At 43.2% G+C, this 23,644-nt stretch carries 24 protein-coding genes and 1 pseudogene; 12 read left to right on the top strand and 13 right to left on the bottom strand.

Going from position 1 to position 23,644, the window contains the following annotated elements:
• Positions 1-201: 201 nt before the first annotated feature.
• The 3 genes from NAF19_RS13660 to NAF19_RS13650 all read right to left on the bottom strand — a co-directional run bounded on the left by NAF19_RS13660 (position 202) and on the right by NAF19_RS13650 (position 3,215).
• Positions 202-1,476: a CehA/McbA family metallohydrolase gene (locus NAF19_RS13660; RefSeq protein ID WP_252790619.1), complete on the bottom strand. Its 1,275-nt coding sequence runs from the start codon at positions 1,474-1,476 to the stop codon at positions 202-204.
• A 157-nt stretch (positions 1,477-1,633) separates the two neighbouring features.
• On the bottom strand, positions 1,634-2,290 hold the full coding sequence (locus tag NAF19_RS13655; protein WP_252790618.1) for a peptidylprolyl isomerase: 657 nt from the start codon (positions 2,288-2,290) through the stop codon (positions 1,634-1,636).
• A 79-nt stretch (positions 2,291-2,369) separates the two neighbouring features.
• Positions 2,370-3,215 carry an N-acyl homoserine lactonase family protein gene (locus NAF19_RS13650; protein ID WP_252790617.1) on the bottom strand — a complete coding sequence of 282 codons (846 nt, stop codon included), beginning with the start codon at positions 3,213-3,215 and terminating at the stop codon, positions 2,370-2,372.
• Positions 3,216-3,268: 53 nt separating this feature from the next.
• Here NAF19_RS13650 and NAF19_RS13645 point away from each other — a divergent pair, with 53 nt between their 5' ends.
• The 3 genes from NAF19_RS13645 to NAF19_RS13635 are packed head-to-tail and all read left to right on the top strand — an operon-like array spanning position 3,269 to position 4,483.
• Positions 3,269-3,883 (top strand): hypothetical protein, encoded by a 615-nt coding sequence (locus NAF19_RS13645; RefSeq protein ID WP_252790616.1) that lies wholly within the window; start codon positions 3,269-3,271, stop codon positions 3,881-3,883.
• 16 nt (positions 3,884-3,899) lie between these two features.
• Complete coding sequence (locus NAF19_RS13640) at positions 3,900-4,094, top strand: hypothetical protein (protein ID WP_252790615.1); 195 nt, start codon at positions 3,900-3,902, stop codon at positions 4,092-4,094.
• A 20-nt stretch (positions 4,095-4,114) separates the two neighbouring features.
• Complete coding sequence (locus tag NAF19_RS13635) at positions 4,115-4,483, top strand: hypothetical protein (RefSeq protein WP_252790614.1); 369 nt, start codon at positions 4,115-4,117, stop codon at positions 4,481-4,483.
• A 5-nt stretch (positions 4,484-4,488) separates the two neighbouring features.
• Here the strand turns inward: NAF19_RS13635 and NAF19_RS13630 are convergent, their stop codons facing one another.
• The gene (locus NAF19_RS13630) at positions 4,489-4,857 is read right to left on the bottom strand and encodes a response regulator transcription factor (RefSeq protein WP_252790613.1); all 369 of its coding nucleotides are present in this window, start codon (positions 4,855-4,857) and stop codon (positions 4,489-4,491) included.
• A 121-nt stretch (positions 4,858-4,978) separates the two neighbouring features.
• Between NAF19_RS13630 and NAF19_RS13625 the strand changes: the two genes are divergently transcribed.
• The gene (locus tag NAF19_RS13625) at positions 4,979-5,254 is read left to right on the top strand and encodes a CHC2 zinc finger domain-containing protein (protein WP_252790612.1); all 276 of its coding nucleotides are present in this window, start codon (positions 4,979-4,981) and stop codon (positions 5,252-5,254) included.
• Positions 5,254-5,895: a class I SAM-dependent methyltransferase gene (locus tag NAF19_RS13620; RefSeq protein WP_252790611.1), complete on the top strand. Its 642-nt coding sequence runs from the start codon at positions 5,254-5,256 to the stop codon at positions 5,893-5,895. The genes NAF19_RS13625 and NAF19_RS13620 overlap by 1 nt, the downstream gene beginning before the upstream one ends.
• Positions 5,896-6,046: 151 nt before the next feature.
• Here NAF19_RS13620 and NAF19_RS13615 read toward each other — a convergent pair whose 3' ends face one another.
• The 3 genes from NAF19_RS13615 to NAF19_RS13605 are packed head-to-tail and all read right to left on the bottom strand — an operon-like array spanning position 6,047 to position 8,315.
• Positions 6,047-6,880: an SGNH/GDSL hydrolase family protein gene (locus tag NAF19_RS13615; protein WP_252790610.1), complete on the bottom strand. Its 834-nt coding sequence runs from the start codon at positions 6,878-6,880 to the stop codon at positions 6,047-6,049.
• Positions 6,880-7,818: a hypothetical protein gene (locus NAF19_RS13610; protein ID WP_252790609.1), complete on the bottom strand. Its 939-nt coding sequence runs from the start codon at positions 7,816-7,818 to the stop codon at positions 6,880-6,882. The genes NAF19_RS13615 and NAF19_RS13610 overlap by 1 nt, the downstream gene beginning before the upstream one ends.
• Before the next feature lie 20 nt (positions 7,819-7,838).
• Positions 7,839-8,315 carry a pyrophosphohydrolase domain-containing protein gene (locus NAF19_RS13605; protein ID WP_252790608.1) on the bottom strand — a complete coding sequence of 159 codons (477 nt, stop codon included), beginning with the start codon at positions 8,313-8,315 and terminating at the stop codon, positions 7,839-7,841.
• A gap of 227 nt (positions 8,316-8,542) precedes the next feature.
• Here NAF19_RS13605 and NAF19_RS13600 point away from each other — a divergent pair, with 227 nt between their 5' ends.
• From NAF19_RS13600 to NAF19_RS13570, 7 genes are all read left to right on the top strand, one after another.
• Positions 8,543-9,694: a DUF6515 family protein gene (locus NAF19_RS13600; RefSeq protein WP_252790607.1), complete on the top strand. Its 1,152-nt coding sequence runs from the start codon at positions 8,543-8,545 to the stop codon at positions 9,692-9,694.
• Between the two features lie 130 nt (positions 9,695-9,824).
• Complete coding sequence (locus NAF19_RS13595) at positions 9,825-10,847, top strand: sensor histidine kinase (protein ID WP_252790606.1); 1,023 nt, start codon at positions 9,825-9,827, stop codon at positions 10,845-10,847.
• Entirely contained in the window at positions 10,844-11,623 is a 780-nt protein-coding gene (locus tag NAF19_RS13590; RefSeq protein WP_252790605.1) for a LytR/AlgR family response regulator transcription factor, read from the top strand. The genes NAF19_RS13595 and NAF19_RS13590 overlap by 4 nt, the downstream gene beginning before the upstream one ends.
• Before the next feature lie 143 nt (positions 11,624-11,766).
• Positions 11,767-12,540 carry a sterol desaturase family protein gene (locus NAF19_RS13585; RefSeq protein WP_252790604.1) on the top strand — a complete coding sequence of 258 codons (774 nt, stop codon included), beginning with the start codon at positions 11,767-11,769 and terminating at the stop codon, positions 12,538-12,540.
• A gap of 109 nt (positions 12,541-12,649) precedes the next feature.
• Positions 12,650-13,384 (top strand): hypothetical protein, encoded by a 735-nt coding sequence (locus NAF19_RS13580; RefSeq protein ID WP_252790603.1) that lies wholly within the window; start codon positions 12,650-12,652, stop codon positions 13,382-13,384.
• 18 nt (positions 13,385-13,402) lie between these two features.
• Complete coding sequence (locus NAF19_RS13575; protein ID WP_252790602.1) at positions 13,403-13,801, top strand: DUF4890 domain-containing protein; 399 nt, start codon at positions 13,403-13,405, stop codon at positions 13,799-13,801.
• 132 nt (positions 13,802-13,933) lie between these two features.
• Positions 13,934-15,265, top strand: coding sequence for a zinc dependent phospholipase C family protein (locus tag NAF19_RS13570; protein WP_252790601.1), 1,332 nt, complete (start codon positions 13,934-13,936; stop codon positions 15,263-15,265).
• A 64-nt stretch (positions 15,266-15,329) separates the two neighbouring features.
• On the opposite strand, the gene NAF19_RS13565 is transcribed toward NAF19_RS13570, so the two are convergent.
• The 6 genes and pseudogenes from NAF19_RS13565 to infC form a co-directional block, all read right to left on the bottom strand.
• A complete protein-coding gene (locus NAF19_RS13565; protein WP_252790600.1) occupies positions 15,330-17,300 on the bottom strand; it encodes a S9 family peptidase in 1,971 nt (656 codons plus the stop codon).
• Between the two features lie 92 nt (positions 17,301-17,392).
• Complete coding sequence (locus NAF19_RS13560; RefSeq protein ID WP_252790599.1) at positions 17,393-18,766, bottom strand: RagB/SusD family nutrient uptake outer membrane protein; 1,374 nt, start codon at positions 18,764-18,766, stop codon at positions 17,393-17,395.
• Positions 18,767-18,782: 16 nt separating this feature from the next.
• Positions 18,783-21,875 (bottom strand): annotated as a pseudogene (locus tag NAF19_RS13555) (SusC/RagA family TonB-linked outer membrane protein).
• Between the two features lie 469 nt (positions 21,876-22,344).
• Positions 22,345-22,689 (bottom strand): 50S ribosomal protein L20, encoded by a 345-nt coding sequence (gene rplT, locus NAF19_RS13550; protein ID WP_252790598.1) that lies wholly within the window; start codon positions 22,687-22,689, stop codon positions 22,345-22,347.
• A 75-nt stretch (positions 22,690-22,764) separates the two neighbouring features.
• Positions 22,765-22,965 (bottom strand): 50S ribosomal protein L35, encoded by a 201-nt coding sequence (rpmI, locus tag NAF19_RS13545; protein ID WP_094570984.1) that lies wholly within the window; start codon positions 22,963-22,965, stop codon positions 22,765-22,767.
• Positions 22,966-23,077: 112 nt separating this feature from the next.
• The gene (gene infC, locus NAF19_RS13540; RefSeq protein ID WP_252790597.1) at positions 23,078-23,644 is read right to left on the bottom strand and encodes a translation initiation factor IF-3; all 567 of its coding nucleotides are present in this window, start codon (positions 23,642-23,644) and stop codon (positions 23,078-23,080) included.

Raw genomic sequence — 23,644 nt, 5'->3', positions numbered from 1 at the left:
CTTAAATGAATTTACTTTCAAATATAATTACCGGGGTAACAAATCGATATTCGACATATTAATTAATAAATGTGCCTTACCAATTATTGCCCCTGTCTAATGATAGGCTATTACTCTTTGGAGAGGGCAGGGTGAGGCGACTACCAGCTATTATGGTGTCGCCCGTAACTCAAAGCACCGTATTCCTATATCGAACTAACTTTAAAAGTTCGGATCAAAATTAAAATAGATCGGGTTCGACAAGCCAACCATATTGCCGCTCAACGCCATTGACCCTGGAACCTGCGGATATGCAGTAGGCGGCCCCTCAACTGTTACCCGGTAATAAGTGCGGCCAATTGTTGCCGGCGTGTCGGTAAATTCAACCATGGGTGTTTTACCCGTTGTTTTAAGGATATTGAACGGGTCGCCGTTTTTTACGATGCTGATAGTATACTCCGCGTCCGGAACGGTATTCCCGCTTAACTGCACACGAAATTTAACGGGTTTGCCGGTTGCTTTGGCATTGTCGCCCATCATCATGTCCATTTTGCCGTCATGGTTAATGTCAGCGTAAAATTCTACGCGGGGTGCATAGGGGTTTGCACTTACCGAAACCCTGCCGTTTGTCAATGCGTCTATTACCGCCTGTGAAGTTCTTGCAGTCACGAATACCCAGGTGGTTGGGGTACCCACATAATTTGCTTTCGCCTGGTAGCTATTCTTTGTTTCCTGTGCTGGTGTTTCCGGCGTGCCATGGTGTGCATCACTTCCACCCCTGCCGGTTAGTTTGCGCCCTGAAGAAAGCATATCGTCCCAAATCATAATGGCATTGGCATTTTTTGACCATACTGCAGAGTTCCAAACTTCGATGGATTCAATCATGTCATAAGAGTACCCAAAATGGTCTTTCCCGCTTGGATGGTTAGCCGAAAGGTGAACACCAAGTTCTTTTTTCACTGCACCAACCACCACATCGCGCTGATCGCGTACGTCATATAGCCGCTGGTGATCGTATGGCCTGGCCGAAAAGGCGTTGCCATGGCCGCGTGTTGTTGTCCATTCCGCAGCGTATAAAAGCAATACGGAGTCTGATTTAAAATCCGGGTCGGCCCAGGTATTGTGCGCAACATCACCGTCGACGTGATTGTCGTGATCCGTAATGGCCAGGAAATCGATACCAACAGACTTGGAAAAGGAGATGATTTTTGCAACGGGATTATTGGACGACTCTTTGCTGTGCCGCGAATGTACGTGCAGGTCGCCTTTTAGCCAAATTCCATTTGTAAGGCTGGCCGGTGGTGGCAGCGGGGCAAGTTCCGCAGGCGCCCACGGATTAACATGCCCTGGCTGGGCCAAGGCAACGCCACTTGTGCAAACGGTTGATATCACCATTAATAAAGAACAGATGGTACGTGCAGTCGTTCCTATTTTACCATTATTTGCTAAAGATCTATCGAAATTTCCACTTCGTTCCAGGTCTGATTTTGCTTTCATGTAAGTTGATGTAAGTGCTTTTCTTTTGGTTTCAAAAGTAAAAGCGCACAATCAACTCAAACCGTATTTTGGTATTAACAAATTATTAAGCACCCCGAAATGGGGTAAAAAAAGCGTGACATGGTTTATGGGAATAACAGGATAATCAAGCCCGGAATTATTTTAATTCACCCTTCACCTCTTTCGGCGTTAAAACCCTCACCTTCATCCAAACTTCGTTGTCCGGGTTCCCGTCTTTATTAACCTTTACGGCAGTTACTTTATCGATCCAATCTATTCCTTTTACAATTTCGCCAAAAACGGTATAATTTTGGTCGAGAAAAGGCGTACCGCCTATGGTTTTATAGGTGGTCCGCTGAGCATCGGTGAACCTAATATTCAGTTTCTGTTCAGTGGCATCGAGCTGAGCATCGGTCCATGTTTTGCCGTCGACAAAATAAATCTGGGTGGTAAAGGATTCTTTTCCGGCATTATTGTCCCTGCCCATGGCTAATACACCTCTTTTATGATAAAGCGCAGTATTGAATTCAGGTTTTATCCATTTTTGTTCCGGGTTCAGCTTTTTTCCTTTATCGTACAGAGAATCGGGGTCGCCGCCCTGTATAACAAAGCCCTTCAGTATCCGATTAAACGTAGTTGCATCAAAATAATGTCTTTTCACCAGGCTGATAAAATTATCGCGGTGTACAGGCGTTTCATCGTAAAGTTTAACGATGCAACTACCTTGTGCGGTTTCAATTTTTACAAATTGCTGGGCAAATGCATTTGTAATTGCCAGCACCGCAATGGCAAGTAGTGTTATTATGCGTTTCATTTTCTAAGTTATCAAAAAACGTACACTTAGCTATAAAATCCCGTCCTTTATTTGTTCCTGCTTATTACTCCCTTTGACGTTACTTAATTTCCGCCACCCCATCTGCAACTGCCGGAAATTTCGAAAACACTTTTGCATCATGTCCAGGTATAATGTATTTCACATCTTTTACCATGGTTTTCATCCGTTGCATAGCTTTTACATAGCCTGCAGGATCGAGCGTGCCACCGTCCGAAGCAGGCACCATGTGGTCGAGGCTATAATAAATCCAGATATTATCGGATGCGAGAACTATATTATTGACACCTGTGTTAACCTGCACATATTGAGAATTAAAGGTATGCCTCGAGCCTGTAAACACTTTGATGCCGGGAATAATCTCTTTATCATCACCATCAACCAAAGTTACCCTGCCTGCCATATTCAGGTCTACCATCGTTCGGACGTCCCGTTTGTTGAAGCCACCGTTGTTTTGCCCTTTTTGCCACGCGGTGCTTACAAAATAATTAAAATCTTCTTTTTGTATCCAAATGTGAGCATTGGGAAACAACCCGACGCCATCTATGTGATCCCAATGTGGGTGGCTGAAGATTATATCTGTGATGTCTCCCGGCTTTAGCCCGAGTTTTGCTACTGCACTATCCGGGCGTGTATAATTAATTACTTTAAATTCTTTTGCGTCTTCAATATCGTTCAGAAAACCTGCATCTACCAAAACATTCCTGCCATTGCCTTTTACCAGCCATACCATAAAATTGATTTTAACGCTGTCCGTTTTGGGGCCGCCTTTGGACCAGTCGGCTGCTGTAAATGGGTACGAGGTGCCGGCAAATTTAATGGCATAAACCTTATAACCTGGTGTCTGAGCACTTGCATAAAACCCGGCGTTCAAAATTAAAAGCGAAAGCAGAAGGATTTTTTTCATAGGGCAAATATAAACCTAAAACAAGAATGCCGACAACGGGTTATCCTTAAAAAATGAAGATTATGGAACAGCCGGGAGCGCAATTACCCGCCCAGGAAACAGGCAGGCAAACCAATTTTACGCACGAAAAGACATTCGACGATTTAACGTCAGCAAATAAGGAGTTTAGATCTGCAGCAGGGCGCTTGCTTAGCGTTAATAATTGGCACGAATATACTGGTGAAGGATCAGCAAAATTCACCCTTAGTAATAACCAGGGTAACGAATTGTCCGGATTTGCAGCCGAAGGATTTTACATCAGCATTGATCTGCCAGGACCAGGCCCGGATGCCGGCGACGGGCTGGAATGGGTAATGATTGAGAAACTAACAGCCGACGGCAGCAGTGAAACGGGAGAACAATACTTAGCCATGACGGTGAGGCCGGTTCCTGATCCCAAAAAAGCAGATTTAGAGATAGCACATTTTTTTACCGACATATTAACAAGTACTTTCATCATAAGGCGGGACGGCCGGACTGTTAGTGCGGGTGCCCACGGGCGCAACGAAACGCCAAATAACAAGGATGTTGACCTGCATGACAAAATTCGCAACACTGCCATTGCCCTTATGGCCCGCGTTGGATTGTCGGGCGCACAGTGGCAAAAACTGGTAAACGGGTTAATTTAATATAAAATTTAATAAAATGGGGAAGCAACACGATACATTTCCAAACGAACAACCCGAAATGCCGGTTCCTAAAGAAACGCCGGAAATTAAACGGCCATCAGACCCAAAGGAGCCGGATGTACCAACGGAAGACCCGCAGATAGTGCCTGATGAATTCCCGCCGTACAATACACCACGGGAAGAACCACCATTGAATCCCGGCAATATTTGAGTATTTTGGTGAACTATTATATGGAGAGTTTCGAAATTAAAACAGAAGATACCGCCAACAATCCGGAAAGCCTGCTGGCCGATTTGTTTCACCCCGGAAATAGGGCTTATGAGTTATTGAAAAGCTCGATAGCACGTGAATTCAGGCCGAACGGTGCACCGGACGTTACGAGAATGACTGTCGACCGGATAAAATATGACAGCGCCACGTCAAAGGGAAGTTTCCGGGTGCTACTGGACATAACTTATACCTTTGGTTGTGAGGACCTTGTGACTCAAAAAAATAATGAAACTTCAGAATGGACGTTTCTTGTTAACACTGACAGCGGCACTATAACATTCTCCGGCTCGCCTTATGCAGACAGCCGCAGCACTGCTGATGAATTCTAATTTTATTAATTAACTACAGCCGAATACTGCTGCACCTTCCCCATAAAATGGTCAAGGTCGAACGGTTTTGCAATATGGTCGTCGGCGCCACATTCATGTTTTATTTTTTCAAGGTCGACGTTGCCCGACACCAGTATTACGGGTATATGTTTCAGGTCATCCTGCCCTTTAATGTAGGCACACATCGATCCTCCGTCCTCCCCTTTCAAACCCAAGTCGAGCATAACCAGGTCTATCTCATTGGCATGCAGTTTCTGGCGCGCCCTTACCGTATCAGCAAGGCTTGTAACATTATAACCGTCTTCTTCCAATAATATACTCATCATCTCGGCAATGATAGGTTCGTCCTCTATCACCAGTACTGTTTTCTTCATAAACAATTGTATACAATTTAAAGGCCAAAATTTGATATTGAATTGCCAACAAACTTCAAATTTTCAACATTCCCAATACGGCCTTGGCTAGCCTCCTGTCTATGGTTAGTTTTGCGGCCGTATGTCACTATCGATTATCCAATCAAAGGCCGACCTTGCCAAAATTATTTCTAAACACATTGTACTCCGCGAAGGGCGAAAGGCATTAAGAGGCAACTGCCCTTTTCACGTCGACCAATCGGATTCATTTATGGTTTCGCCTGAAAAAAACGTATTCAAATGTTTCGGGTGCGGCAAAGAAGGCGGTCCGGTTGAGTTTGTAATGTGGATTGAAAATGTGAGCTTTGATGCGGCATCCAGGCGCCTGGCGCAAGCACTGGGTATTGCCGGCGATTAATGAGCTCACTAACCGATTCTATTGCCATTTTCAATTACCACCGGGGGATGATAAACACTCATGGCCGCGAAAGCAGTTTTGCGCTCGGCTGGAAGGATGTTGAAAGCCAGCAAATCCGTTTTAAAGCCCTTGCAGATATTGGCGATTTGGGTAATTGCTCTGTACTTGATGCGGGCTGCGGCTACGGCGACTTTCTGCCATATCTTTCGGCTTCCTATAATGGTTTTACTTACACAGGCTTGGAGCAAATTCCTGAGCTTTTAAAAGAAGCCATTGTACGCCATGGACACTCACCCGCAGCAAACTTTATCCAGGGTAATTTTACTACAACCTTGCTACCGGCTGTCGATTACGTCTTTGCAAGCGGCTCACTAAACTACCGAAGTACCGACCCGGATTTTATTTTTAAGGCGATTAATAAATTGTACACAGCCTGCAACTATGGTTTTGCATTTAACTTATTGAATTACATCGTCCCCAACGGGCTGCTGGTTGCCTACACTCCGGAGCAGATTACTAGCTATTGTTCATCAATCTGCCCGGAAGTAAAATTGATACAAGACTATGATCCGAACGATTTTACTGTCTATATGTACAAGCAAAAAAGACCGGCATTTTTAGCGTCGACTGTTCCGCATTAAAAAGACGCAAATCGCATAACAGTTGATTGTCAATTATTTACATTTAAGCAAAAGGTAAAAACACTCATAATCAGCATGTTCCATAGCGTTCGGGGTGTTCCGCGTGCAAAAATGGAACGCTTTGCCGGCGCGTAATATGCCCTACTACAATTTATTGCTTTTTTAGCGCGCTAACCAACATATCGGCAATAACCTGGTTTCCTTTATCAGATGGGTGCAAGCCGTCGAAAGTGTTATCGATTGCCTCCACTGGGTAAGGGTACTCATCCGTATCGGGATTAAAAGGTATACCTTGAAAATCGGGGTAGCTGAAATTTTTATATTCACCTGTTTGCGGATCTTTTAGCCGCTTAAACTTCACCATGTTGCTTAATTTCAAGCCTCTTTTGTAATAAAGATCTATTACTTTCACATGCTCGTACTCCCCTATCTGTTTTACAGCGTCGGCAAACTGCGACAGCCATTGTCCATTTTTTGCGGCATACGAACCTGTGGCATTATTATGTTTATCAGCGATGTAAACAAAGTCCTCACGCTGCATCGGCGTTACCAATATAATCCGCGCGTTGGGGTTAAGGCTTTTTATTTTATCAATTATTATCCTGTAAGCCCCGCACGATGTTTTCAACCCTGTATTGTTTCTGTAATCGTCAAAAGTACCTAACGGCAGGCCCTGTCCCCAGTCATTTGTTCCTAAAAATACGGTGTAGATATCCGACTTCTGCAGGCCCAGCTTTTCAATTTCCCTGGCTATGCCAACTATGCTCCAACCGTTATGGCCCTGGTTAATATATTTGATGTTTGGCAATTGTTCAGTTACCCGTGTTAAATAGCCTTTGGTAACCCGGTTGCCGGTTTCGTCGAGGTGATCGTTCAGGTAAGTGATAGAGTCACCAATTGCTGTCCAGCTTTTTACGTCCGGTGTAACTGATAAAAAACTAAAAGTCGTTAGCAATAACAACAGGCATACCCTTAACTTTTTCATTAGTCTTTCAGATTATATTGTTTAATTATATAATGCAGTAATTCAACAGCATCATTTCTTGCCTGCCGGTTATCATCCAATAGCTCGTTGGTATTAATCCTTATCAGCACCATACTCGCTGCCAATTTCGACAAGTCGTCCTGTGTTAAATCACGTGTAGGTGCCTTTGTAGCGGGTAAATGCTGAAAGACCGAATCAATTGCCGGTGCAAAAAAATGTTGATTCAAAAACGGCTCGAAATAACTGCGCTGATACTGTAGGGTTATATCTTGTACCAGGTGTAAAAGCTCAGTATCATTTTCGTAAGTGGCAATATATCTTATTATTTTTGAGTTGGAAAATTGTTTAAGGTGCAGTTCGTTTTTTATAGCGAAAATGGCCCCGGTAGCCGGGTGAAACGGCCACAAACTATGTGACCTTGATACAAACCACAAAATCCTTTGGGTGTTCGCCGAACTCAAAGGCTGTTGTAACAGACTTATCAGGGTGTCATTGCTTTTAACTATCTTAATTTCGCCGTTGTACACCTGGTCCAGCTTTTTAATATCTGCCCTTAAATCCTGCGCCAATTGCGAGGTTAATTGCTCCGCATGCTCGCCATTGGTGATATTTTCCCTTATATTTTCGGCGATAAAGCCCATCATTACTGCAATAAATATCATAAACCCTTCCAGCAGGTACTCTTTCCAGGGTTTGTGTTTGTGCTCAAGTTGCGGGTGGTGGTGTACTTCCATTGCCGTTTCGGTTGATGGGGTTTGAGTATTCGCGGGTTCAGTAATAATTACCGGATGGTGTACTTCCGGCTGAGTCTGCTTTTTTTGCGATGGTTTACGGGCAGTTGGTTTGGCTACCGTTCCCGGCTTCCGCCCGCCCGTTCGACCGTCCGCAGGAGGCTTCCCCTTCGTCAGATCATCCTTATTTTTCCGGGTTTTACTCATACAGCATTAAATCTCAAATTCTATTTATCCAATATCGCCTTAAGCGATGCCGGCGAATAATTAATCGACTTTAGCGTTTTATCATCAGCAGTACGATATACTAAAAATAGGCCATCAATTTCCTTGTGATATGAGTCAGTTTCAGCAGTAGATTTATAATGGTCGATAGTTTTTTCGGCTTCTTCAACCGTCTTACAGGCTTTGCTCATGTTCGATCGGTGTACTTCATCAAACAATTCTTTAAATTTCTCTGCCAGGCCAAACTCCAGTATTGCGCCTGATAATACATATTGCAAATCGCAAAGCGCGTCGGCAACTTCAACCAAATCATTGTCATCCACAGCCTGTTGTAATTCCTTAAGTTCTTCGGCAAGCAGGGAAATCCGCAAGGCACAACGTTCCTTTGATGGTATCGCGGGCTGTCCGATAATCGGATGTTTAAAGGTTGAGTGAAACTCGGCAACCTGGTTCAATGAGTTAGTGTCCTTAATAGTCATATTTATTTGCTTAATTTTAGGCCAGGGCATTGTTTTCCAGCCGACGCTAATATATAAACATTAGCAGTTTTGTATGGAACTTGTCAAAATAAACTTAAAAAAAACTGTAAAATCAATGCGGGCATAATTGTTGAAATAAAATAATTATACCTGCGTTAAACCGTTTGTAAAATTAGGAGTCTATAAACAAAAACAGCGTCAAAAAACTGTTTCAATTAATATCAATTATGAAAAAGGCATTAAAATATTTAGTATCCACAAGCTTAAGCGGACTATTGTGTTTGTTTTTAGCTTTTCCGGCTAATGCACAACACAGGGGCGGCAGCGGCGGTGGCGGTGGCGGTAGTCATGGTGGTGGTGGTGGCGGCGGTGGCGGTCACTTCGGTGGCGGTGGTGGCGGCGGTCATGTTAGCGGTGGCTTTTCTGGTGGTGGTGGTCGTTCAGGGTTCTCTGGCGGTTCAAGCCGTAGTTTCTCAGGTGGCAACCGTTCAGCGGTATCGCCCCCACGTTCAGGCGGTTTCGGCCAAAGACCCGGCTTTAGCGGTGCACGCCCATCTACACAAAGTTACAATCGTTTTAATGGTGGCAGGGTTGGCGTAAATGGCAATCGTGGCTTCAGCGGTAACCGTGGTTACAATGGTTCGCGCGGCTACGTTGGCGCTCGTGGCTATAACGGCTCACGTGGTTACGTAGGAGCTCGTGGCGGATATCGTGGTGGCTACTACAACCGTGGTGGATATCGCGGAGGCTACTATGGCCGCGGACATTATTACGGCCCAAGCTATTGGGGCGGTCGCAGTTACTGGGGTTATCGCGGCGGATATTTTTACCACAGCGGCTTTTATGCCAGTTTATATTATCCAAGTCTTGGTTTTAGTTTAGGATTTTTACCTTATGGATATTATCCTTTCTATTGGGGCGATTCACAATACTATTACAGCAATGGGTTTTACTACCAACACGAAAACAACCAATATACAGTAGTTGAACCACCTTTGGGTGCCGAAATAAGCCAGTTACCTGCTAACGCACAAGCCATTACAATAAATGGCGAACAATACTACGAATTGAATGGTGTTTATTACCAGCCGGTTACCAAGGATGACGGCTCACAGGTTTATGTTATTGCCGGTAAAGACGGGCAGCTTGAAACCAATGTTCAGGGTGGACAAGATCAGGGTGATAACGGCCAGGGTGCCCCCCTACCTAAAACAGGCGATATTTACAACGATTTGCCACAAGGTTCAAGAACCATACATGTTAACGGCCAAACGCTATACGTTTCACCAGATGATGTTTATTACCAGGAAACAACCGATACAGGTGGCAACAGGGTTTACAAAGTTGTAAGCACTCCTGCCGACGAGCCTCAAAACTAAGGGATATAAATTTTAACACAAAGGGTAATCCGGATTGCGGGTTACCCTTTTTTTATTCGTTCGCCCCTCAATTTTGCAGCTTCATCCGCATATTTTTATAACTTGTACTTTAAGCCGTTAAATTTACCTGATGGATAAAACCGAAAAACGGATTTGTTGGTACAGTTCGCTTTTAATTGCATTGTTGGTTAGCAGCCCGCGGTTGCTTGCCCTGCGCGAGAACGGTATTGTTGCCCACTATTGGCGTTTTAACCTTGCCGAGCTTATTTTACAGGTGGCGCTTAATCTGTATTTTTGCTATCTGCTATTCCATCTAAATCTTCATCGTAGCAATACGTTCTTCAATTATCGCAGCCAAAAACGATATATCATTGCGCTTTTTTTGAATCTTGTTTTGGTACTAACCTGTTGCATTTTTGCGGGGGCAATACAGCACCGGTTATTTTTAAGTCATCAACTTCCTCAAATTTATTGGTCGGGCTATATATCAAGATATTTTTTAAGCGGTATGCTCGCTGCCATTATCATAAAAATCGTGCTATTACTCCGCGAAAGCAAACAAAAGGATTCGGAAAATGACCAGCTCAAAACGGCGTACCTGGAAGCTGAGCTTGAATTGTTAAAAGAGCAGCTAAATCCGCATTTCCTGTTTAATTCATTAAGCACACTATCGGGTGTTGTACGTGAAGATCCGGTGAAAGCGCAGCATTTTATTAATCATTTGTCTAAGATATTCAGGTATGCGTTAACTCAATCCGGCGGTCAAATGGCTACCATTGAAGAAGAACTAAAAATGGTACGCTCGTACGAACAGCTACTTATCATGCGATTCGAGGATGCGTTTAAACTAAATATCAATGTCGACGCAAAATTCCTCGGTGAGAAAATCCCCCATTTAAGCTTACAACCCCTGGTTGAAAATGCGGCCAAACATAATTCAGTAACTCTATCAAGTCCACTTGCCGTCCAAATATTTATTGAAGATAGCATGCTGGTGATACGTAATAATCTACAGGTTTTGGCTAACCCGGAAAGCAGTACTGGCATCGGGCTTGTTAATTTAGCCAGCCGCTATAGAATATTAATGCAACAGGAATTAATAATTGAAAAGACCACGGAAAATTTCATCATTAAATTACCATTAAAGTTATGAAACAATTGAGGTTAGTGATAATTGAAGATGAACCGGCAACAGCCCGTAACCTCGCTTTTATGCTGCAATCAATTGACGAATCGGTGCAAATAATGGCTATTTTGACGGGCGTTGACGACTCCGTAAACTGGTTCTTGTTAAACAATAACAATTACGACCTTATTTTTATGGACATCCGGCTGGCCGACGGTTTGTCATTTGACATTTTTAAACGCGTTAGCCTGTCAAAGCCTGTAATATTCGTGACGGCCTATAACAATTACGCTATACAAGCCTTCAAGAACAATGGCATTGATTATATATTGAAACCTTTCGACCAGCAGGAAGTTGAGCAAGCGCTCAATAAATTTAAAAACCTGTTAGGCAGTGCTCTTTCGGACGCCGGAGCGATTAATCTTTCACAGCTGATGGAACAATTAAACGAGGCTTCCAAGTCCTATAAAAAATCGTTCCTGGTTCATTTCAGAGATAAACTTATTCCTGTCGAAACCGCAAAAATCGCCTGGTTTTATACCGCAAACGAACTCGTTTACGCACAAACCGACGATGCGCGCCAATATGTTATCGATTTCACGATGGAGCAACTGGAAAAGCAGCTCGACCCGGCCGCGTTCTTCAGGGCAAACCGCCAGTTCATCATCAATCGCAAACAAATTACCGAAGTCGATTTTTATTTTAACGGCAGATTGTCGGTAAAAATCAAGCCTGTCCCTCCTGAAAATATCATCATCAGCAAAGCCCGCGTCCCCGAATTCAAGGTCTGGATGAATAACTAGCAGCTTCACCTGCGGTATTGACAGCCTCGCCTGTTTTATCGCCAACCCTACTAATTTTTTGAGTCAATTTTACATCATTCAACAAAGCCACTCCACGGTCGTGGTGGAAGTTGAGCGCAAACTGACTTAAAAAAATAAAAAAAATGAAACATACAGTTGGCCCTTACAGATTTTGGATACTTGGGATTTTATTAGTGCTTATCCTGGCTGAAATAGCCTGGAGCTGGCGAAACGATAAAAAGGCATACGAGATAAAAGAGACATTTTCGAACCTGGCCGTACTAACCGGCTTTCACTTGTCAAAGGTTCTATTTACAGGATATCAACTGGCCGTGCTTGGATTTTTTACAGAAATAGCGCCGTTTACCTTCCCCAACAACGCCTGGGTATTTTTACTCACATTCATAACGACTGATTTTATTTACTATTGGTTCCACCGGTTGTCGCACATATGGAAACCTTTGTGGGCCTTTCATATGGTGCACCACTCCGCAATGCACATGAACTTAACTGCGGCGTATCGTTTAAACTGGCTGTCGGCGATTATCAGTCCGCTGTTTTTTATCCCCGCTGCCCTAATGGGTATGCCCGCCGATTTTATTGCAATTTCTTATGCGCTTAACCTGGTTTACCAGTTTTTTCTGCACACCGAAGCAGTTGACAAAATAGGCTGGCTGGAAGGCATAATTGACACCCCATCAGCTCACCGTGTGCACCATGGGAGTAACCCGCTCTATATCGACAAGAATTTTGGCGGCGTTCTTATTACTTGGGACAAGCTATTTAAAACCTACCAGCCCGAAACCGAAAAAGTGAATTACGGACTCACTAACGGCTCGCTGGGTTACAACCCGTTTAAGCTGGTCTTTAAGGGCTTTGCTGACCTGTTTACCGGAAAAATGAAGCTTAAAAGTTAGTTCACCCCCCGAATTGGACGGTTCGCCATAAGTGCTTAAACCGTCGCCAACAATGCCCGTTTAACTATTAAAATATTAGATCACCATAAATAACTAAACAATTAAAATCATGAAAAAGAAAATCGTCAACACAAAACTACTGTTTACAGTATTGATAGCCGCAGGTCTAACTTTTACTGTAGCGTCATGTAAAAAAGACAGTACCAGCACAACTGCCGCGACAGTGACAGAAGCCGATGCTGCTGAATTGACCACAGATGCCATAACGCCCGAAACCGGCGGCATGACGGCTCAATTAAGCAGTTCCACCACTATTGAAAAGACAGTTGTACTATCGTGCGGAGTATCCAAAGATTCGACAATTATCAAATCGAGCGCAGCCGGGGCTTCGCCTTCATACAGTTACAATTTAAACTGGAATTACATGCTTACCTGTAATGGAATTATACCCAGCCAACTAACTTTTAACTTCACAGGTACCGGCAGCTATGACGGGGCGCGATTATCATCAAAAGATAATAGCCAGGGTGCATTTACGCTTACCGGGCTGCCTCCCGCTTCGTCGCAATATCTTTTCTCTTCAACTTATACCCGTACCGGTACAACAACCTCTAAAATTGCACGACAGTACACCTTCACCAGCAATATAAAAATCACATCCAGCAATATTGCTGTAGATAAAACTACCCAGCAAATTGTGTCGGGAACGGCTGTTGTAACTATTGCAGCCACATCAACTTCTGGTAAAACTTTTAACTTTAACGGTACTGTAACCTTTCTTGGCAACAAAAAAGCTACCATAGTTTTAAATAGCGGTGTAACTTATAATATTCAATGGTCGTAAACCCCTAAAAAAAGCCACATGAAAAAGATTAGAGAAATTTATATCACATTGTTTTTTGTCGCAATAAGCACATTTGCCACGGGGATTTTACATGCGCAAGCCAACCCTGGCGACTTAAAGAATGCCACGCCAGAGCAACGGGCGCAAATGCAAACAGGCATGATGAAAAGCAAATTAAAACTTGATACCAACCAGGTTTTAAAAGTACAGGCCATTAATTTAAAATACGCACATAAGTTTGAGCCAATAATTAAAGGCAGCGACGGACGAATGAAAAAAATGAAAGAGGCGATGTCGCTACAAAAGCAAAAAGACGCCGAACTAAAACAAGTTTTCACTACAGAGCAGTACAAACAATACCAGGACTTTGAGCAGGAAATGAAGAGCAAAATGACGAGCCGGTTAAACGGTAAATAAAAATCAGTGTAATTTTTAGCTACACATTCACAAAAGCCTTGCCCATAACGGCAAGGCTTTTTTTGTAAATTCTTTGCTAAATAAAACCTTTTTAACCTTTTTACACTTATACTTAAATCTGTCCCAATTATAATGAAGATACGCAGACCCGGCAGGTTTTTTATACTTGCATTGTTTATTTTTTTTATTCCCATATCATCAAAGGGGTATTCAGTTTTAACCCATGAAGCGCTTATTGACGCTAGCTGGAATAAAAGTATCAAACCATTATTAAAACTAAAGTTCCCAAATGCCACGGATGACGAATTGAAAAAAGCACATGCCTATGCCTACGGCGGCTGTTTACTGGCTGATATGGGTTACTTCCCCTTTGGCAGCAAGTACTTCACCAACCTGTCGCACTATGTTCGTAGCGGAGATTTTGTAGAGAATTTAATAGGTGAATCGCAAAACATCAATGAATATGCATTTGCACTTGGTTCGCTTTGTCACTATATGGCAGATAAATATGGCCATTCTATAGGAACCAATCATGCTGTACCGCTGGTTTATCCCAAAATCGCCCAGAAATACGGCAAGGTGGTAACTTACGAAGAAGATCATTCGTCCCACAGCAAAGTTGAACTTTCGTTTGATGTGCTGGAAACCGCAAAGGGCAATTACGCAGCAGAAGCTTACCACGATTTTATTGGATTTGAAGTAGCAAAACCTGTACTTGAAAGAGCATTTTTAAAAACCTATGGCGAAGATATTAACAGTGTTTTTGGCGATTTGGACCTTGCTATATCAACTTACCGGTGGTCGGTTAAAAGCCTGATGCCTACTGTTACCCGCGCAGCCTGGAAGATGCGGAAAGACGAAATACTAAAAGCAAACCCGAGCGCTAACAGCCACACTTTTCAATATAAGATGAAAAAGAAAGCTTACATTAAAGAATTTGGTTCGTCGCGAACTAAAGGAAATTTTGGTGAACGATTTGTTGGCTTCCTGATACGTATACTACCCAAAGTGGGGCCTTTAAAAGCATTAACATTTAAAGACCCAGGTCCAAAAGCGGAGGAACTGTTTGTTAAAAGTTTTGATACTGTTTTGGTTCATTACAGCGGCGCTCTTGCCACATTAAACCACAGCAAGTTAAACCTGGCCGATGTTGACTATGACACCGGCAAACCAACCGCTATCGGCGAATATCACCTGGCCGACAAAACTTACGCTAAATTGGTTGAAAACCTGGAGGAAACAAAGTTTAACAACCTCACCAAACCGCTAAAACAAAATATCCTTAATTTTTACAGTAAAGTCGACACCGCGACAATGGCCAAAGAATACCCCAAAGACTGGCAGAAAACTTACAAATGCCTGCAGGAACTTAAATTAGCCAACACAGTTATACCCGATAGCTTAAAAACGGCCAAGGGTGTATACTACAAACTAAATGAACCGTCGGAAGTAATTAAACAGTGACCACTTAAACGTTACGCCTTAGTTAATTTCTTCTTTCGGACTTTACTGACTTTCGGACTTCTTTCTACTTTAAATATTTATCAAACCATGCAATATACCGCTGTAGCCGGTCAACCTGGTAGCTGGGTACAGTTATGCCATGGTATTGATTTGGATATAGTATCAACTCTGTCGGTATATTTTGCGATTTAAGTGCCATGTACATTTGCTCGCTGCCCGCAGTGGGAACGTTAAAATCCTTTAACCCAGACATAAAGAGAACCGGTGTTTTTATTTTATCTGCATGAAAAAACGGATACGAAAGTTTTATCCATTTGTCCTGGCTTTTCCATGGCTGGCCAAGTTCGTGTTCGTACTGTAATACATATTGATCGCTGCCGTACATGGTAGTTTGCAACGCGCTGCCAGCGCCGCTTGCCCCTGCTTTAAAACGGGTATCGGTAGCTATGGTATAATCTGTTAATATACCGCCGTAGCTCCAGCCACCAATACCCAGGTGGTCAGGGTCGGCTATGCCTTTTTTCACCAGTTCATCTACAGCACCTAATAAATCAACAACTTCTTTGTTACCCCAGTCGGCATTTATTGCGTTAATATATTTTAAACCGCGCCCATTACTGCCCCGATAATTTACAGCGGCTACGGCATAGCCTGCGCTGGCCAGAATTTGTCTGCTGGCATCAAAAGTGTAATCATCCTGGTCAACCGGGCCGCCGTGGATGAACAATATAAATGGCAATTTTCCTGTCCGCACACTATCCGGTGTATAAACCAGTCCCGAAACCGATGTACCGTCTTTACTTTTCGATTTAAAGCCTTCCACATGCGCCAGCTTAACATCCGCCAGCCAGTCCTGGTGGTGGGTTAATTTACGCAGTTTGCCATCTTCTACCGCATACAGTTCAATGGGTACGTACGGGGTGCTAAATTCAACCACCCAGTTATTAGCCATATATGGCACTATATTCAAAATGCCATAGTCGCCACTGTTTACAGTTGTTATTTTTTCCGTGCCTGTATCATAGCGGGCCAGGTAATTCCGCCGGTCATCGCTAACTAAAAATGCAACGCTCTTACCGTCTTTGCTCCAGGCTGGGTTTGCCACGGGCCTGTCCATTTGCCCGGTAATGGTTTTGCTATTTTTACCGTCAGCATCCATAATACAAAGTATTTCCTGGTCGTAAATCGTGTACTCCTCTCCTGCTGTTGAGCGCAGGTAAGCAATGTATTTGCCGTCCGGGCTCCATTTAGGGCTTATGTCATGACCTTTCCAGGTTGTAAGCTGGCTTAGTTGCCCGTTTGGCTTGGCTTCAATAGTAAAAATATCTTCGTTATCGTTTCTTTCCGGGTCGGGCGTACGGTTGCTCACAAAAACAACTTTGCTCCCATCCGGCGACCATTCTGCCGCCCGCTCGTCAGTATTTCCCTTGGTTAATGTATCAAGTTTTTTGGCATCGACGTTAAACAGGTAAAGATGCGTGTATTGGTGTTTCAGGTATCCTTCGATATCCTGTTTAAAATGATATCTATCTATTTTGATGGGCAACGGATTTTTAGGTTCTTCTTTTGCTTTACTTTCGGGGTCTTCAATACTAAGCAACAGTTGCTTTGAATCAGGCGACCAGGAATAGTCGCCCAAATCACCCTTAATATCAGTTAGTTTTTTCGCTTCCCCGCCCCTGCGGTCGAGCAACCAAACCTGCGAACCGTTCTTCGACTCGCGCGATGAAAGGAAAGCCAGGTACCTGCCATCGGGACTCCAGCGCGGGTTCGACGCCGGATCCGCTCCATGTGTTAACTCTATCGATTCGGTACCGGTAAGGCTTTGCATCCACAAGTGCGAAACGCGGCCATCTTTCGCGGTATCCACTTCCGAAAGGCTGTAGGCCACCCATTTATCATCGGGCGATACCCGCGGGTCGCTCTGGCTTTTGATTTTTAAAAAATCAGCGGGTTTAAACGGGGTCTTTGTTGTCTGGGCATAAGCATAAGTTAAGCAGCAAAACGAGATTGCTAAAAGGGCTCCTTTTTTCATTGTAATTTAATAGATGTGGTAATTTACAAATCTTTATGGTATAAAAAAACCGGGACCAATGTCGCCCCGGTTTAAAAATTATCAAATCGCATTTAGTTGCCGTAACCCGGGTTTTGAATCAGTTTAGGATTGGCGTTAATATCCTGCAACGGAATTGGGAACACCAATTTATTCGAACCGAATGGCAATGCGCCAACATCCTGCTGCAGCCTTTTTGCATCATGTAAAAAGAAACCGCCTTCAAATGCCAACTCATGTCTTCTTTCCAACATTATATCATCAAGAGTTACTTCAGCTAAGTCGCCCAGTCCGGCGCGCGTTCTGATAACATTGACATCGTCAACTGGTGCAGCACCGGTGGCAGTTCCTAAACGGAAGTTTGCTTCTGCTCTTATCAGGTACAATTCGGCAAGCCTGATGATATGGACATTTCCAAACTCGTTATCAAATTTATCGCAGCGCAAATTACCGTCACTATCCGGGTTGTAGATACCCAAACGAGTGTCTGCATCCTCAAAATCACCCAGAAAACTATCCTTAATAATAATATCGCCACGGCCTGCATTATCCGACGACGCAAAATAGGTATTAAATGCATTTGTACCCTGTTGCCCGGTAACTTGTATTGCGAAAACGTCCTCCGAAGTATTATCCACATGGACCGCTGTCCCGCCAGGGTATGGAAACTCGTCTGCATAATTAGCGTTAAGACTAAATTTGGCTGATGATATAACTTTATTCGCTTCTGTCGCTGCGTTTACATAATCGCCTTTTTGCAAATACAAACGCGCCAGTATTGCCGAGGCCGAATATTTGTTTGCATAAAAGCTATTGGTTGCCGGTAACTTGTTTTCAGCATCCGTTAAATCGGTAATAGCCTGCTGGTAAACCTGTGCCACAGTTGATCGTGATACAGAGGAAGCTGAAGTAATAACCGTGGTTGGTGTTAAAACAATCGGCACGCCAAGATTGGTATTAGGGTCGCCATCGTTCCACGCTTTGCCGTAAAGTCGCACAAGGTCAAAGTAAGTTAGCCCTCGCAAAAACTTGGCTTCACCCTCCGTTCGCGGCGCATTGGCAGAAGAGACTTTGCTCAGGTTAGCCAACACGTTATTGGCCTGGTTTATCACCTGGTAGCCATCGGCCCATGTGCTGTTTACAAAACCGTTATCAATCGGGATGTTTTGGTTCACCATTTGAGTTAAACCCTGGAAAGTCCCTTGCCAGTCTAAAACCGTCTGAGTTGCCATTAAATCAGCGTACAGTAATGCTCCGCCGCCATAAAGGTCCGATAAACCGGCGCGGTTATAGGCCCCCACCAATGTTATTTGCACATCCTGCGCAGTCAAAATAGCCTGACTTTGCTGTATTTGCTGAAAGGGTTTTAAATCAAGTTGTTTATTGCATGCACTTAATATCAGCACCGTGCTTAAGGCCCCTATGTATATTTTATTTAGTTTTTTCATGTCCTTACTTTTTAAATTATAATCCAACATTCACTCCAAAAGTAATGGTACGCGGCTGCGGGGCCGAGTAGAAGTCGTTCCCAAGGTTGATATTGCTCGCAAGGAAATCGGTATTTACTTCAGGATCCCATCCTTTGTATTTTGTTATGATAAACAGGTTATAGCCGTTTACAAACACCCTTAATTTATCAATTTTGATTTTTTTAAGCATGTCTGAAGCGAAGGTGTAGCCGATTGACGCTGTTTTTAAACGTACGTATGAACCGCCCGATAAATACCTGCTGGAAGGGTCGGTACCATTCGGATAAAATAAGCGGGGTTCGGGCACCATGGTAATATCACCTGGTTTGTTCCAATAATTCAACTGGTCAATAGTTTGATTGTCCAGGCCGTTACTTGCTGATGAACTCATATACTGGCCGCCGCCATTATAAATTTTGTTGCCGAACGAGCCGTAAATTGAAAATGTAAGGTCGAAGCCTTTATAACCAAATGTGTTGGTAATACCTCCCGTCCACGGTGGTGTTGGGTTACCTAAGGGAACGCTTTGGGCGGTATTATAATCATTTGTTTTAGTGCGGTTTATGGTGCCATCTGCATTTTTGGTATTCAGGTAATATAATGCGTCACCGTTAGCAGGGTCGGCGCCAGCAAATTCACGCCCATAAAACACACCGATAGGCTGCCCTTCGATAACGCGGTTTAAATCGGCGCCATCATCAATTATCTGCCCCTGCACATAGGTTACTACGTTTTTATTATAGGCGGCATTAAAGCTTGCGTTCCATCTGAACTTGCCTACGAAAATATCGCCCGATACAGTCAGCTCGATACCTTTGTTGTAAAGCTTACCCAAGTTTTGCAGTTGCGAACCTAAACCAAGCGTTTCGGGTATGTTAACATTTAATAATAAATCGGAAGTATTTTTCCGGTAGACATCGATGCTTCCCGAAAGCCGATTATTGAAAAAGCCCCAATCTAAACCAAGATTGATTTGGGTTGTTTTCTCCCATTTCAGGTTAGGATTTTCGAGTTGGAAGAAACGCTGACCGGCAACGCCGTTGTACCCTGCATCACCCGAAAACAAACCGAGTGCGGCATAGTTGCCAATTTCGGCATTACCCGTTAAACCATAACTAACCCTCAACTTTAAGTTGCTTAACGAGTTGAATTTCTTCATGAAGTCTTCCTCGGTTAACACCCAACCAAGCGAGCCTGAAGGGAAAACCCCGTACCTGTTGTTTGCACCAAATCTCGATGAGCCATCGGTCCTAACACTTCCGGAAAGCAGGTATCGGCCCTTGTATGCATAATTGGCCCTTGCAAAATAAGATACAAAACTAAATTCGGCCTGTGTAGATGAACCTCCGGATTTCTCGGCAGCCGAAGCTATCTCACGATAGGAATCTGACGGGAATTGTTTGCCCTGGATGTCGTTAGTAGTGGCGTGACTGTATTGATAGCTATTGCCAACAGTAACATCAAGCGAATGGCTTTGCGCAAAAACGTTTTTATAAGTTAAATAGTTATTCACTGTAAAGTTAACCACGTCGGCATTTCTGTTTTCGCCAAAACCATGAGGGGTACCTGTGTTCCTGATAGTTAAACTGTTGGCATAGCTATCCTAATTTTGGTTGGTCTGGTCGACGCCAAATTCCGAACGGAAATTCAAGTGTTTTGAAATATCCCAGTTAGCAAAAACATTTCCCAGCGTACGATAAACGTTTGTGTGAAAATATTCGTTATCGACGCTTATCAACGGGTTATAATAAAGCGGGAAGCTACTGCTCGAACCCGGCGGCGTACCACTTATTAAGCCCGAACGCGGGTCGATTACCGGTGTTATGGGCGATAGCGCTACAATTTGCAGCGGCGTGTTAAAATTGTCATCGTTAGCTACTCGTTTATTATAGGTATGTGTAAAGTTCAAATTCATACCAATATTAAAATTGCTAAATATTTTAGTGTCGATATTTACCCTGCCACTGTAGCGTTGAAACTGGTTGCCTTTAAGAATACCTGTTTGGTTTAGCGCCTGGCCGCCTATGTAATAGGTGGTTTTTTCGCTGCCGCCCGTAAAATTCAGGTCATACTGTTGTTGCGGTGCGGTTTGAAAGGCCTGCTTGCCCCAATCTGTGTTGTAAGTGCGCCAGTTGGTATTCCCTGCAGAAAGGGTAGTAAACTTGCCTTCAATATAAGCTTTTTCATCAGCCTGAGCAGTTGCCAAATCAGGCTCAAATCCTTGCAATACGTCCTGCGTGGCCGCTCCTATCGCGGCGCGTTCCTGGAGCGCTAACCATTGGTCGGTATTTAAAAACTTGCGTTCCCCTGATGGTTTGCTGTAACCAAATTGCGCATTAAAGCTTATTTTAGCAGTGCCAATTTTTCCTTTTTTCGTGGTGATGATAATTACACCATTTGACCCCCTGGCGCCATATATTGCTGATGCAGATGCATCTTTTAATACCTGAAACGATTCAACATCGTTAAAGTTCAGGTCGGCAAGTGGGTCGGTTGTGGCGCCATTGCTCGACAAATCAATCTGATTGGCAATAATACCATCAATTACCACCAATGGTTGCGTGCCGCCTGATATAGAAGCTGTACCGCGCACGCTGATTTTGATACCCTGCCCCAGTTTACCGTTATTGGCCTGGATATTAACACCTGCGGTTTTGCCCTGTAACGCCTGCTCAAAACTGGTTACTGGTGTATTTTCCGTTTCTTTACCTGATACTGTTGCGATAGAACCTGTGATGCTGGCACGTTTTTGTGTACCGTAACCAACCACAACTACCTCAGTTAGCTGTTTGGGGTCAACGTCCATCTGCGCGTCAACTGTGGCACCGGTTATGGGCAAATTAGCATCTTTATAACCAATGTATTTAAATGTTAACGCGGTTGCTCCATCCGGAACGTTTAACGAATATAAACCATTTAAATCTGTTTGCGTGCCGGCTGATTTGGCACCTTTGGCGATCACCGTTACCCCGGGTAAAGGCGATCCGTCTTTTACATCTGTTACTTTACCCTTTACCACTTTACTTTGAGCAAATGCGAGTGACAAACAGGAAAATAAAAGAAAAAACGAGAGTAGAGTTTTCTTCATATGTGATTAATTAATTATTGTTCAACGGTATAGCAAGTGGTAAATTAATAAAAAATTGCCTTTAATGCAACAAAAGTCACAAAGTATTTACGTGAAAATTAAAAAAATAGCACTTTGCATACTATTATTATATATAACACGTGCCTATTAAGTAAAACGTTGCTTATGAAAAATATTTGCTTACGATGTAAATTAAGCCTACCGACAAGGAGATAATTACAAAGATGTAAGTCTGCTTTAAGTAGCTTTTGAGGGACAATGCGCAAAACCAGGCGGTATATTTATGGGCTAAAGGCGCGGTGCCCCTCCCCGCAGAAGATCGAAGCTTCAGTATGCCCCAACACATTAGCAGTAGACAACATTACACTTTAACGACAACAACCGAGGTAACAAAAAAGCCCGCATTAAGCGGGCTTTTACAATATAGAACTTTTGATCCTAAAATCTTTTTATCCAAAGAATCTTAGTTTTATTTCACTGCATCCACAACTGCTTTAAAAGCATCTGGGTGGTTCATAGCTAAATCAGCAAGTACCTTACGGTTTAAGCCAATTTCTTTAGCTGTTAATTTACCCATTAATTGTGAGTAAGAAATTCCGTGCTGACGGGCACCTGCGTTAATACGCTGTATCCATAAAGCCCTGAATTCTCTTTTTTTGGTCTTACGGTCGCGGTAAGCGTACTGTAAACCTTTTTCTACTGTGTTTTTTGCAACAGTGTAAACCTTGCTGCGTGAACCCCAATAACCTTTTGCAAGGTTCATGATTCTTTTCCGGCGTCTTCTCGACGCTACTGCGTTAACTGAACGTGGCATGTTGTTGTTTTTTGGTAGTGAGTGTCAATTTAATGAACTTGTAATACTCTAATACCTGGTTAAAAAAATTGTTAATTACTTACCTATGCAAAGCATACGTTTAACGTTACCCATATCAGCATCAGAAACTAAGCTGGTGTGAGTTAAGTTACGCTTACGTTTTGTCGACATCTTGGTTAAGATGTGGCTTTTATAGGCGTTCTTCCTTGTGATTTTACCTGTTCCAGTAAGCTTAAAGCGCTTTTTGGCACTGGAATTGGTTTTCATTTTTGGCATAACCGTGTTTGTATATATTTATTTTAATTAATTACGTAGTCGAGAAACAAGAAATAAAGAGTCAGGAATCAAGAATTTCTTATCTTGCCTCTTGATTCTTATAGTCTTGAATCTATTTTTTCGCTGCTTTCGGCGTAACGGTCAAAAACATTCGCTTTCCTTCAAGTTTCGGCAATTGCTCAACCTTACCCACATCTTCCAGTGCCTGTGCAAAGCGCAGCAGCAATATCTCGCCCTGCTCTTTGTAAACTATCGCACGGCCTTTAAAGTGTACGTAAGCCCTCACCTTTTCGCCAGCTTCCAAAAACTTAATGGCATGCTTTAATTTAAATTCAAAGTCATGGTCATCAGTATTCGGTCCAAACCTTATTTCTTTAATAACGGTTTGTTTGGCGTTACTTTTAATCTCCTTCAGCTTTTTCTTCTGCTCGTAAATAAACTTATTGTAGTCAGTTATTTTACAAACTGGAGGTACTGCGTTTGGAGATATCTCAACAAGATCCAATTCCTGCTCTTCAGCTAAAGCCAGCGCATCACGCAGGGAGTAAATCCCCTGTTCAATGTTGTCGCCTACCAAACGGACCTCCTGGGCCCTGATAAATTGATTAATGTTGTGTTCGGCTTCCTTTTTCTTAAATGGTAGCCTGGGTCCTCTGTTGAAAGGTTTGTTTAATGCCAA

Source organism: Mucilaginibacter flavidus (assembly GCF_024055575.1).
In the GTDB taxonomy this organism is placed as follows: Bacteria; Bacteroidota; Bacteroidia; order Sphingobacteriales; family Sphingobacteriaceae; genus Mucilaginibacter; species Mucilaginibacter flavidus.
The sequence above is the reverse complement of the archived record's forward strand: the minus strand, read 5'-3'. Positions and strand labels throughout refer to the sequence as shown.